The organism is Phenylobacterium sp., from assembly GCF_036501465.1.
Lineage (GTDB): Bacteria > Pseudomonadota > Alphaproteobacteria > Caulobacterales > Caulobacteraceae > Phenylobacterium.
Genome location: NZ_DASYAF010000115.1, coordinates 1 through 11,995 on the forward strand (window position 1 = coordinate 1; position 11,995 = coordinate 11,995).

12 protein-coding genes are annotated in these 11,995 nt (G+C 68.2%); 5 read left to right on the forward strand and 7 right to left on the reverse strand.

All coding sequences use genetic code 11. The features are described from left to right. The coding region (locus tag VGL85_RS12645; RefSeq protein WP_349257108.1) for a sugar transferase at window positions 1-235 on the reverse strand (235 nt) is incomplete at its 3' end. A gap of 157 nt (window positions 236-392) precedes the next feature. Here VGL85_RS12645 and VGL85_RS12650 point away from each other — a divergent pair. Next, complete coding sequence (locus VGL85_RS12650) at window positions 393-560, forward strand: hypothetical protein (protein ID WP_331589302.1); 168 nt, start codon at window positions 393-395, stop codon at window positions 558-560. Window positions 561-645: 85 nt separating this feature from the next. Here the strand turns inward: VGL85_RS12650 and rfbA are convergent, their stop codons facing one another. The 4 genes from rfbA to VGL85_RS12670 form a co-directional block, all read right to left on the reverse strand. After that, complete coding sequence (rfbA, locus tag VGL85_RS12655; protein ID WP_331589303.1) at window positions 646-1,548, reverse strand: glucose-1-phosphate thymidylyltransferase RfbA; 903 nt, start codon at window positions 1,546-1,548, stop codon at window positions 646-648. After that, on the reverse strand, window positions 1,545-2,444 hold the full coding sequence (gene rfbD / locus VGL85_RS12660; protein WP_331589304.1) for a dTDP-4-dehydrorhamnose reductase: 900 nt from the start codon (window positions 2,442-2,444) through the stop codon (window positions 1,545-1,547). The genes rfbA and rfbD overlap by 4 nt, the downstream gene beginning before the upstream one ends. Then, the gene (gene rfbB, locus VGL85_RS12665; protein ID WP_331589305.1) at window positions 2,441-3,490 is read right to left on the reverse strand and encodes a dTDP-glucose 4,6-dehydratase; all 1,050 of its coding nucleotides are present in this window, start codon (window positions 3,488-3,490) and stop codon (window positions 2,441-2,443) included. The genes rfbD and rfbB overlap by 4 nt, the downstream gene beginning before the upstream one ends. Window positions 3,491-3,580: 90 nt before the next feature. Continuing rightward, complete coding sequence (locus VGL85_RS12670; RefSeq protein WP_331589306.1) at window positions 3,581-4,897, reverse strand: glycosyltransferase family 4 protein; 1,317 nt, start codon at window positions 4,895-4,897, stop codon at window positions 3,581-3,583. Window positions 4,898-5,115: 218 nt separating this feature from the next. Here VGL85_RS12670 and VGL85_RS12675 point away from each other — a divergent pair, with 218 nt between their 5' ends. From VGL85_RS12675 to VGL85_RS12685, 3 genes are read left to right on the forward strand one after another with little or no spacing between them, the layout of a single operon-like run. Beyond that, window positions 5,116-5,259, forward strand: a complete 144-nt coding sequence (locus tag VGL85_RS12675; protein ID WP_331589307.1) for a hypothetical protein — start codon at window positions 5,116-5,118, stop codon at window positions 5,257-5,259. 28 nt (window positions 5,260-5,287) lie between these two features. Beyond that, window positions 5,288-6,001 (forward strand): 4'-phosphopantetheinyl transferase family protein, encoded by a 714-nt coding sequence (locus tag VGL85_RS12680; protein WP_331589308.1) that lies wholly within the window; start codon window positions 5,288-5,290, stop codon window positions 5,999-6,001. 28 nt (window positions 6,002-6,029) lie between these two features. Next, entirely contained in the window at window positions 6,030-6,263 is a 234-nt protein-coding gene (locus VGL85_RS12685; RefSeq protein WP_331589309.1) for an MbtH family protein, read from the forward strand. Window positions 6,264-6,283: 20 nt separating this feature from the next. Here VGL85_RS12685 and VGL85_RS12690 read toward each other — a convergent pair whose 3' ends face one another. Together VGL85_RS12690 and VGL85_RS12695 are read right to left on the reverse strand one after the other, a co-directional pair. After that, on the reverse strand, window positions 6,284-8,932 hold the full coding sequence (locus VGL85_RS12690; protein ID WP_331589310.1) for an amino acid adenylation domain-containing protein: 2,649 nt from the start codon (window positions 8,930-8,932) through the stop codon (window positions 6,284-6,286). Window positions 8,933-9,457: 525 nt separating this feature from the next. Continuing rightward, complete coding sequence (locus tag VGL85_RS12695) at window positions 9,458-10,759, reverse strand: MFS transporter (RefSeq protein ID WP_331589311.1); 1,302 nt, start codon at window positions 10,757-10,759, stop codon at window positions 9,458-9,460. 213 nt (window positions 10,760-10,972) lie between these two features. Between VGL85_RS12695 and VGL85_RS12700 the strand changes: the two genes are divergently transcribed. Then, window positions 10,973-11,995: hypothetical protein (locus VGL85_RS12700; RefSeq protein WP_331589312.1), on the forward strand; the 1,023-nt coding region annotated here is incomplete at its 3' end.

The following is an 11,995-nucleotide window of genomic DNA, read 5'->3' on the forward strand; positions in this document are numbered from 1 at the left end:
TCCGCCGCTGGCGGAAGATCGCCGGGCCCGGGCTTTCCAGCCTGATCACCCCGGACACCACCGCCAGCAGCGGCAGGAACAGCAGCAGCGCAAAGCCCGCGATCAGCACGTCCAGGAGACGCTTGAACGGATGCGTCGCAACGGGGAGCGCCCACGCCTCGGGCGGGACCGGAACGGGGCGCGGTTCGGCGCGCGACGCGCGCACCCGATCGGCCCTGCCCTCTTCCGCCAGCATGGTCAACGAACAGCTCCCCAGCCTTCACCTTGGACTTACGGCGTTACGCGGGAAAAAGACGCTTAACCGCCCGTTTCCCATTTCATCGCACGAAGTCTTAAGCGCGATCGGCGTTTATGGGACACACGCCCCGAGAAACGGGTCTGGAGCAATTCGGATGCCAGCCGACGTCTCTGCCTTCGAAGAAATTCGTGTCAGCGCCCCGGTCATCGACGCCGCACCGCCGCGTCGCCTCCCCCTTGCCGTCGGCCTGATGGTCGCCGCGACCGCTTCGGTCGGCCTCTGGGTCGGCGTCGCCGCCGGCCTCAGGGCGCTGTTCTCCTAGGCCCGTCCGCCTCTCCAAGTCCAAAACACCGTCCCCGGTGAATGCCGGGCTCGCCGTCTCGGGTTCAAATGGGGCGCCGACGCCCCTATTCGGCCAGGTCGTCGATCGGTTCGTCGGCCGGCGTCTCGGCCAGGCGGCGCAGATACTGGCCGTATTCGCTCTTCGCCAGGCCATCGGCCAGCTTGCGCAGCTGGCCGGCCTCGATCCAACCCCGACGGAACGCGATCTCCTCCAGGCAGCCGATCCTCAGGCCCTGGCGCTGCTCCACCGCCCGTATGAACTCCCCGGCCTGGATCAGGCTGTCGTGGGTGCCGGTGTCCAGCCAGGCGAAACCGCGGCCGAGGAGCTCCACGCTGAGCTCACCCGCCTCCAGGTAGATCTGGTTCAGCGCGGTGATCTCCAACTCGCCCCGGGCCGACGGCTTAAGGGCCTTGGCGAATTCGCTCGCGCGGCCATCGTAGAAATAGAGGCCGGTGACGGCGTAATTGGACTTCGGGTTGGCCGGCTTCTCCTCGATGCCGAGCGCGCGGCCGTCCGGACCGAGCTCGACCACGCCATAACGCTCCGGGTCCTGCACCAGGTAGCCGAAGACGGTCGCGCCGGCCTTGCGCGCGTCGGCCGCCTGCAGCGAGCGGGTGAAATTCTGGCCGAAGAAGATGTTGTCGCCCAGCACCATGACGCTGGGCTCGCCGGCGATGAACTCCTCGCCGAGGATATAGGCCTGGGCCAGGCCGTCGGGGCTGGGCTGGACAACGTATTCGAACTTCACGCCGTAGCGCGAGCCGTCGCCGAGCAGGCGTTTGAAGGCCGCCTGGTCCTCGGGCGTGGTGATGATCAGGATCTCGCGCACGCCGGCCAACAGCAGCACCGACAGCGGATAGTAGATCATCGGCTTGTCGTAGACCGGCAGCAGCTGCTTGGAGACCGCCAGGGTGAGCGGATGCAGCCGGGTGCCGGAGCCGCCGGCCAGGATAACGCCGCGTCTCATGCCGCCGACCTCTGTTCCGATTGGAGTTCACGGACGATTTCGCCCACCGCCTCGCGCCAGGGCCGGGGCGTGACGCCGAAGGCGGCCGTCAGGTCCGCCGTGTCCAGGGTTCCGCGCATGGGGCGCCTGGCGGGCGCCGGCCAGTCCGCCGTAGCGCCGGACGCGACCGCCGGAGCCTTGTCGCCGAACGCCAGGGTAAAGACGCCGTCGGCGAAGCCCTTCCAGGTCACCTCGCCGGTGTTGGCGAAGTGATGCACGCCGAAGACAGGATCGCCGGCTCGGGCGGCCGCTAGACGGCTCGCCTGGGACAGGATGAAGCGGGCGAGGTCGCGCGCGGCGGTCGGACGGCCGAACTGATCGTCCACCACCTTCAGCGCCCGGCCCTCGCCGGCGGCGCGCAGCATGGTCTTGACGAAGTTCTTGCCGTGGGCCGAGACCACCCAGGAGGTCCGCAGGATCAGCGCCCGTGGGCAAGCCGCCAGGATCGCCTGCTCGCCGGCCAGCTTCGACGCGCCGTAGACATTCAGTGGGCCGGTGCTGTCGTCCGGGGCATAGGGCGCGCCCTTGTCGCCGGCGAAGACATAGTCGGTGGAGATCTGCACCAGAGCCGGGCCGTCGGCGCCCAGGGCCCCGGCGATCGCGCCCGGAGTCTCGGCGTTGACCGTGAAGGCCAGGTCGCGCTCGCGCTCCGCCTGGTCGACGGCGGTATAGGCCGCAGCCAGCACCACCAGGTCGGCCGGATGGGCTTTGAGCTGCGCCACGACGGCAGCGGGGTCGGCGAAGTCCGCTTCGGCGCGCGACAGGGCGGTAGTCTCGACGTCGAAATCCTTCGCTTGGCCCAGCAGCTCGCGGGCCAGCTGGCCGGTCGTCCCGAACTGCAGGATGCGAACGGTCATGCCTTGACCAGGCCCAGCCGCTCCGATTCGAAGCCGCGCTTGCGAATGCCCTCCACCCAGTCGCGGTTGTCGACGTACCAGCGCACCGTGTCCTCCAGACCGGCCAGCAGCGGCATCCTGGGCTTCCAGCCGAGTTCCGCCTCGAGCTTGGAGCTGTCGATGGCGTAGCGGAAGTCGTGCCCGGGACGATCGGTGACGAAGGTGATCTTTTCGGCGTGCGGGGTATTGGCCGGCGCCATGCGGTCGAGGTGCTCGCACAGCATGCGGATGACCTCGATATTGCGCTTCGAGGCGTCACCGCCGATGCAATAGGTCTCGCCCAGCCGGCCCTTGGTCATGACCAGCAACAGCGCCTCGGCGTGGTCGTCCACATGCAGCCAGTCGCGCACCTGGCGGCCATCGCCGTAGACCGGGATCGACTTGCCCTCCAGCGCCCGGCTGATCACCGTCGGGATCAGCTTCTCGGGGAATTGGAACGGCCCGTAGTTGTTCGAACAGTTGGTCAGTACGATCGGCATGCCGTAGGTGCGCGCCCAGGCCCGCGCCAGGTGGTCGGCGCCGGCCTTGCTGGCCGAATAGGGCGAGTTGGGATCGTAGGGCGTGGTCTCGGTGAATTCGCCGTCCTCGCCCAGGGCCCCGAACACCTCGTCGGTGGAGACGTGGTGGAACCTGAATGCAGCCTTGCGGGCGTCCGACAGGGCCATCCAATGGGCGCGCGCCGCCTCCAGCAGGACGGCCGTGCCCATGACGTTGGAGCGTACGAAGTCCAGCGGCCCCTCGATGGCGCGGTCATTGTGGCTCTCGGCAGCCAGGTGCATCACCGCATCGGGCCTGTGGCGGGCGAAGATCGCCTTCATCGCCGCCTCGTCGCAGACGTCGGCCTGCTCGAAGGCGTAGTTCGGATGGTCGGCGACGCTGGCGACGTTCTCGAGGTTGGCCGAATAGGTCAGCTTGTCGAGGTTCACCACCTGGTGACCGTCGGCGATGGCGCGGCGCACCACGGCCGACCCGATGAAGCCGGCCCCGCCGGTGATGAGGATTTTCATTCGACCTATCTGCCGTCAGCAGGGCGAGCGGCGCCCTCGCTCGGGTACATCCAATTGATGAGAAACGTCTTACTGAGAAACGTCGAGGGCTCAAGCCTCGAAGGGCGGTGAGTCCGCGGCGGGGGCCGCCAGCAGCTCGGAATAGAGCCCGGCGAACGCAGCTGTCATTCCGGAGACGCTGAAGAGCTCCTGCGCCCGGCGCTGGTTCTCCGCGCCGATCTGTAGCCGGCGCGGGCGGTCGCGCAGCAGTCCGGTGACGACCTCGGCGAACCGGGCGACATCCCCGGGGGGCGCCAGAAGGTCGCTGGACGCGATGATCTCGGGAATTCCGCCGACGTCGAAGCCCACGACGGGAATGCCGGCGCACATGGCGTAGACGCTCACCGATCCGAAGGTGTCGTCCTTCACCGGGGCGATGAAGATGGAGAGCTCCCTGTAGAGTTGCCGCAGGCGTTCGTAGGAGATCCAGCCGGTGAGCGCGATGCGCTCCTCCAGGCCCTCCTCGGCGACCCTGGCCTTGAACAGGTCGGCGAGCTTGCCGTCGCCCACGACGGTGCTGCGCGCCTCGGGAACGGCCTTCATGACCTGGATCAGGATCTCGATCGCGTTCGGGCCGATCTTGTCGCCGCCCAGCCGGTAGACCATGCCCACGTGACCGTCCGGCGCGTCGTTCACGTCGGACCGGTGGAAGTCGTCCAGGCGCGTGCCGGGATAGATCACCGACTCCGAAATCCACGGCGCCCCGGACGTGCGCCTCGACCACTCGCTGCAGAAGACGTAGCGGTCGACGACCTCGCTGAAATAGGGCTCGCCCGAGGTATTCACGTTCTCGACGACCGGAATTCCAAGGGTTTCCAGCACCTTGAAGACCGAGTGATACCAGACGAAGTCCTGCGTCATGCCGTTCCAATAGTGGACATGGACGACCGACGGCCGTTCACGCTCAAGCAGGGCCGCCAGCCGCCCGCCCGCAAGCGGCAGCGGCATGTCGACAATGTCGATACCCGCATAGGGCGCGGGCCGCGCCACATGCTTGGAGACCACGAGGTGGCGGAAGCTGTCCTGGGTGTACTCGACGATGTCGCACACCAGCTGTGGCGTGCCGCCGATCTGGAAGTTGGCCAGCAGGTGCAGGACCAGCGGCTTTTCGGTCTGCCCGGCCGCGTGATAGTGCGCGATGACCGGCGCGGGACGCCGAAGCTTCTTCTGCAGGACCCAGAAGCCCGGAATAATCGGCTCCAGCATCGCCCGGGCGACCGGCCGCACGATTTCGGTGGCGGTCCGGCGCGCGCTCCACAGCCGTTGGGAAAGCGCCCCGGCGATCACGGCGTCGGCCCTGCGCTTGCGCTCCGCATGCGCGTCCAGCCGTTCCTGCCGGCGATCGATGTCATCGGGAGACTGATGCAACACCCGGTGGCCCTTATCCCGTTGGGACGCTTTTCGCACCGGATGCAAGAGTGGCGCCTCGATACGGAACACTGAATGATCAGAATCTTATAGGGCGCTTGACAGCTCATGTTCGACAAACATGCCGTCGCAGGCGCCCAGTCGATACCCATAGCGGATTGTCGTTGTGCTCGCAGCCCGACAAGCTTGGTCGTTTTCGCCTTTTGGGGAAGTGCGAGTTGGCCGAGCCGCTTGGCTACGCCGTCGGGCGGCTGTTCCCGAACCACGTGGCCTTCAAGGGCTATGAGTACAGCGATGACAATTTCCGGATGGGCAACCTGATCGCCGCCAAGGACCCGCAGCTGAAGAAGAGGCTGTCCTAGGCGCGCCGCGCCCCGCATGGTCCGCGGCGTGACCTCCGCCGTTCCCTCAGCACAAGACCCGCTTCACCCGCTGCTCGTCTGGCTGCGCAGCGTCCTGCCGCCCGAGGCCGGCCTCTCCGGCGGCCCGATCGGCGACCCGCCGCCCGGCCCCTACCCCGAGGAGGAGGCGCTGGTCGCCCGCGCGGTCGAAGTCCGCGTGCGGGAGTTCCGCGCCGGGCGAGCCCATGCGCGCGAGGCGCTGCTCCAGATCGGCCGGCCGCCGGCCGCGATCCTTCGCGGGGCCGGCGGCGAGCCCCTCTGGCCTGCGGATTGCGTCGGCGCCATCGCCCATGACCAAGCCTGCGCCGTCGCGGCGGCCGGCGCGCGACGCGACTTCGCCGCCTTGGGGATCGACGTCGAGAGCGCCACGCCGCTGGACGCCGATCTCGTTCGCCTGGTCGCGGGACCGGACGAGCTGGCTGCGGCCGCCCAGGCGCTTCTCGACAGCCTCGATGCCGCCAAATGCCTGTTCGTAGCCAAGGAATGCGTCATCAAGGCGCTGGGCGGGCCAGGCCGCGCGCCGCCGGACTTCAGGCAGATCCGCCTCGCCGTTTCGCCATCGGAGGACGAGGCCCTGACCTTCCGGCTGTCGGCGCCGATTCCCGGTCTCGACCCTCGGGCGATCGGCCATCTGGGCTGGCGCGGCGAGCGGCTGGCGGCCATTATGTGCGTCCCCGCGGCGGGGAGTCGGATCGGCGGCTGACCGATCCAACCGGGAGACGAGGCGGCGAATGCAGGACAGGAACCGGCCCGAGGGAAAGGCGTCCGCCACGGCGGGCGACAGCTTCCTGGTTCTGGTCAACCGCGAGGAGCAGTATTCCCTGTGGCCTGCCGACCAGGCCGCCCCTAAGGGTTGGAAGACCGTCGCGGGGCCGCAGCCGAAGGCCGATTGCGCCGCCTATATCGACGCCCATTGGACCGACATGCGGCCGAAGAGCCTGCGCTCGGCGATGGACAAGGGCTGACGGCGAACCGCCGCGGCGGCTCAGCCTCGCAGGCAGTCCGTGATCGTCTCGGCCGTCATGGACGCGAGCGGATCGCGCACGATTTCCATGTGATCGCCGGGGATTTCGTGCACCGCCAGGCCGCCGTCGGCGATCTTCGCCCAGGCCAACTCGAACGGCGGCGGGGGCGCGTGACGGATCATCAGCGACGGCTTCATGCTGCGGAAGAAGTCGATCGGCCCGCCATAGGGCTGCGGATCATAGTCGTTGATGAACTTGTTGATCAGCCGTAGCCGGAACACCGTCGGCAGGGCCTGGCCTCGCATCAGGAGCCGCCGGACGATCGGGAAGCGGGTGATGCGTTCGCGGAACGCACTGGCCGCATAGCCCGCCAGCACCTTGGGCGGGGTCTTCGCGATATTCCGGATGACCGTGGGCGTGGTGAGCCGCGCGCCTTTGCTGGGCGCCTTGGGCGCGCAGGTGTCGAGCAGGCCCAGGAAGGCGACCACCTGGCCGGCCGCACGCAGTTGCTGGGCCATCTCAAAGGCGACCACGCCGCCGGCCGAGTGCCCCACCAAGTGATAGGGCCCGTGGGGCTGCAGCAGGCGCAGTTCATCCACATAGTGCGCGGCCAGATCCTCGATGGTGCCAGGCATGACGGGCGCGCTCTGAGCGTTCTCGCTCGCAAGGCCGTAGGACAGGCCATAGACGGGCCGCTCCATCCCCAGCTGTCGCGCCAGATCGCGCTCGATCCAATGGACCATGAAGATCGGCGCCGCGGCGCCGGCGGTCTGGATCGGCACCAGGGACGTCCAGGGCAGGTCGAAGTCGCGCCGCTGCAGCCGCTCGGCGAACTTGGCCGGCGTCGGCGCTGCGAACAGCAGGCCGAGCGGCGCGGTGACCCCGAAGGTCTGCTCCACCTCGGCGATCAGCCGCACGCCAAGCAGGGAGTGGCCGCCCAGGTCGAAGAAGTTGTCGTCCACCCCGACCCGCGAGGCGCCGGTCAATTCGGCGAACAGGTTGCAGATGGCTTCCTCCGCGGGATTGCGCGGCGGGCTGTAGGGCGCCGCGCTGACGATCTCCGGCGACGGAAGGGCGGCGCGGTCCAGCTTGCCGTTGTTGTTGAGCGGCAGGGCCTCCATCCGCACGAAGGCCGAGGGGATCATGTGCTCGGGCAGGCTCGCGCCGAGCACGGCGCGCAGCGCCGCCGCATCCGGGACGGTCTGGTGTTCGGAAGGAACGAGATAGGCCACAAGGCGGGTGTCGCCGGCGATCTCGCGCGGGATCACCGCCGCTTGGCCGACGCCGTCCGCGGCGATCAGCGCCGCCTCGATCTCGCCGAGCTCAATGCGGAAGCCGCGGATCTTCACCTGCTGGTCGGCGCGGCCCAGGTAGTCCAGGCCGCCGTCCTCGCGCCAGCACGCCAGGTCGCCGGTGCGGTACATCCGCGATCCCGGCGGCCCGAAGGGGCTAGCCATGAACCGCTCCGCCGTCAGGGCCGGCCGGTTCATATAGCCGCGCGCCAGACCCTCGCCGGTCACATAGAGCTCGCCGGTGACGCCCACGGCCGCCGGTTGCATAGACTCGTCCAGCACATAGAGGCCGAGGTCCGGGATCGCTTGGCCGATCAGGCTTGAATTCGCATTGGCCGCCAACTCCTCGTCCAGCGGGATGTAAGTCACATGAACGGTGGTTTCGGTGATGCCGTACATGTTGACGAACACCGTCCCCTCGCCGGGGCGGGTTCGGTACCAAGAGAGCAGGCGGCTCAGCTCCAGCGCCTCGCCGCCGAAGACGACGTAGCGCAGCGCCAGTTTCAGGTCGGTCCGCAGCCGCGCGGCCTCGGAAAGCTGATAGAAGGCCGACGGCGTCTGGTTGAGGACGGTCACGCCCTCCCGCGACAGCAGGTCGAGGAATTCCGGCGCCGAGCGGCGGGTCGCGTCGTCCACGACGATCAGACGGCCGCCATAGAGCAGCGCGCCCCAGATTTCCCACACCGAGAAATCAAAGGCGTAGGAGTGGAACAGGGTCCAGACGTCGGTGGCGTCGAAGCCGAACCAGTCCCAGGTCTCCGAAAACAGCCGCACCGCGTTCTGGTGCGTGATCTGTACGCCCTTGGGCCGGCCGGTCGAACCGGAGGTGTAGATCACATAGGCAAGGTTGGCAGGCCGCAGCGGCGCGCGGCGATCGGCGTCGGTGGGCGCGCTCGCAGGCCGGCCCGCGATCTCTACGGCGAGCGCCGGCTCGTCCAGCGCCAGCACCGTCACACCCGGCTCCTGCGGCGCGGCGACGCCGGTCTGGGTGAGCAGCACCCTGGCGCGGCTGTCCTGCAGGGTGAACGCCAGGCGGTCGGCAGGATAGGCCGGGTCCAGCGGCAGGTAGGCGGCGCCCGCCTTCAGCACGGCCAGGATCGCCACGATCATGTCCGTCGAACGGTTCAGCAGCAGGGCCACGAAGTCTTCCGGCCCGACGCCCAGGCCGATCAGGTGGTGCGCCAGCCGGTTGGCGGCGGCGTCCAGTTCCCCGTAGGTGAGCGATCGGCCCAGGAAGGTGACGGCCGGGGCGGACGGCGTTCGCGCCGCCTGGGCTTCGAACAGCCGCGTGAGATCGAGCTCGGCTTCGCGCCATTGCGCCGCCGGCCCTCGGACCTTTCGCCGGCCGACGGGCTTGGTCGCCTCCGCTTCAGGCATGTCGGCCGGCGCAGGCGCGGAGGGCCGATCGGGTTCGTTCTGACTCAACATCACCGGAAATGGGCCGCGCCCTCCGACTCGCGCAGGATCGAAGATCGAGGCCGCCCTGCCCCCGCTAACTGAACGCCCCCGACTCCGCGATGTTTGAGAAGCACGCCACTCAACAATTGCGGGTATTCAAGTAAGACCTGATAGCTCGCACGTTCAAATTCTGGAATTATGAGAATTTTATTTGAAGGATATAGAATGTTAAGATTTAACAATCGGCTTCGATTGGATTTGTACTTCATAAGTAAAGATTGGTCATAGCCGCGGCGATTTGAAGCTTCACAGGGGATGAAGACACGCCGCGATCTGGTCGCCCGACGATGAACGACCGTAGTTCACGGCGCCGAATTGGTGATAAGCGCTATGTCAAAACATCGAACAGACAGCCGGACCGGTGCGGGAACGCGCAAAGTCGAAATGGAAATCTCGCAATCGTTACGGTTGTCCTGAGTTTGACGTCGCGGAAGGCGCGGCGCCTCAGATCGCCGCAGCGAGGCGTTTGTCGCGGGCGATCGAGCCCGCGGCGACGAGGTGGGCCACGATGGCGATGACGATCACCGGGATCAGGGCCCCGTAGCCGACCAACAGGGAATGGTCGCCGTATTGGGGCTTGGCCATGTCGCTGACCTTGCCGAGGAAGATCGGGCCGCCGCCCAGGCCGATCAGGTTCAGGATGAACAGCAGGATCGCCCCGGCCATGGTCCGCTGACCGGGGGGCACGGCGTTCTGGACGATCGCCAGCGCGGGCGCGAGGTACATGTTGTTGAGCAGCGCCGGAACGGCGATGAACATCAGCGCGATCTGCCAGGTCGGCGCCCAGATCAACCCGGCCAGCGCCGGAAGGCTGAGGGTGAAGGCGATCACCGGGATCCAGGCGTACCAGCGCCGATCCCTCTGGCCCAGCTTGTCGGCCAGCCACCCGGCCCCGAAGGTGCCGACCACGCCGGTCGCGCCGATGATCCAGCCGTAGTAGGCCGAGACCTCCTTTAGCGACGCGCCTTTCACGCGCATCAGCAGCGGCACATTCCAGTTGAGCATGGCGTAGCCGGCGAAGGCCGACAGACCGCAGGCGATGGCCACGCAGACCAGGGTGCGGTTGGCGAAGAAGGCCCCGATCACCTCGGTGACCGGCGGGGCGGGCGCATGCGCCTCGGCCCCCAGCGCCATCTCGTCGAGGGCCCCGCGCTTCGGCTCGCGGATGACCAGCAGCATGATGAGCGCCAGGACAATTCCCGGCAGACCGACGGCGAAGAAGGCCATGCGCCAGCCGTAGTCCGCAGCGACCCGGCCGCCGTAGAGTACGCCCATCATCGAGCCGATCGGCACGCCCAGCGAATAGAGCGCCAGGCCCGTGCCGCGCTCCTTGGGCGGGAAGTAGTCCGAGACCAGCGAGTAGGACGGCGGCGATCCGCCGGCTTCGCCGGCGCCGACCATGATCCGCGCGAAGGCCAGCTGGACGAAGTTGGTGGCCAAGCCGCAACTCGCCGTGAACACGCTCCAGATGCCGCAGGCAGCGGCCATGATCCAGACGCGCCGGTAGCGGTCCGAGAGCCAGGCCACCGGAATGCCGCAGGTCGTGTAGAAGATCGCGAAACTCAGGCCGCCGAGGAATCCCAGCGACGTGTCGCTGAGACCCAGTTCCTTGCGGATGGGTTCGATCAGGGTCGACATGATCTGCCGATCCATGAAGTTGAAGGTGTAGACGACGGCCAGCAGGCCCACGACCAGATAGCGGTAGCCGGCGCCCGTCTTCGGCGCGGTCTCGGTGGTAACGCTCATGGGTCCCCCAACCTTCCGTCGCCCGGCCCATGCCGCAGCCTTCGAGAGCCGCGGTTCCTAAGTCCGGTACGTTTCCCCTGCGGCCATCTTGCACGCCGGTTCGGGATCGCCAAGCGCCGAGCTGTGACGCCGTCGAAACACGATCGGGCTGGCCGAGCGGCCCTTTTCATCGGCAAACTACCGTCAGCGATGACTAGAGATCGGGAGGCGACAATGGCGGGGCGGCAGGGTGCGGGCGCATCGCGTCGCGAACTGGTCGCGGGCGGGGCGATGCTCGCCGGCGCGGCGGCGATGCCGATGCTGGCGCGGGCGGCGGCGAGCGGGCGGCAGATCAAGGGCTTCGACGCGGCCCTGGTCCCCTCACCCGAGCGGCTCGGGGCCTGGTTGCAGCAGCTGCACGAGTTCGGGCCGATCCGATTCACCGGCACGCCGCAGGCCCGCCGGTTCGAGGAGTTCCTCGCCAAGCGGTTCACCGAGCTGCAGTTCCAGGTTCACATCGACACCTATCGGCTGATGGCCTGGGAATGCGACCTGGTTCGCGACTGCGCCATCACCCTTGCCGAGGACGGCAAGGCGGCGAAACCGCTGGACGTCGTGGCCTACTATCCGTTCGCGGCCACGACCCGCGGCAAGGGGCCGGTGACCGGCCGCGTGCTCTACGCCGGGGTCGGCGATGCGGCGGTCAAGGCGCTGGCGGCCAAGACCTCGGCGGCGGAACTGGCCAGGTCGGTGGTGGTGGTCGACATGCCGCTGGCGAACGGCGGGGCGCGGGGCTTCCCCACGCTGTTTCCCGGAACCTTCCCGGACCCGTTGCCGCCGGCCTACAGCGGTCCCAATCCGGCCAGCCAGGGCGGGCGGCCGTCCATGGAAGCCGTCGAGGGCAAATGCCAGGCCCTGGTGCTCTGCTACACCGACGTCTCCAACGAGGCGGCGCGGTACAACTGGCTGCCGTTCAGCGACAAGCACCGCCGGACGCCGGCGCTCTGGGTCGGCGCCGAGGACGCGCGGCGCCTGCGCGAGGCCTCCGGCAAGGCCAGCCTCGCCCTGCGCTGCGACGCAACCCTGACCCCGAACGCCCGGGCCGACACGGTGGTGGCCACCCTGCCCGGCCCTTCGGACGAGGTGGTGTTCCTGACCACCCAGACCGACGGCCCCAACGAGTGCAACGAGAACGGCGGCCTGGGCGTCCTGGCCCTGGCCAGCTACGCCGCGCGCCTGCCGCCCGGGCGGCGCAAG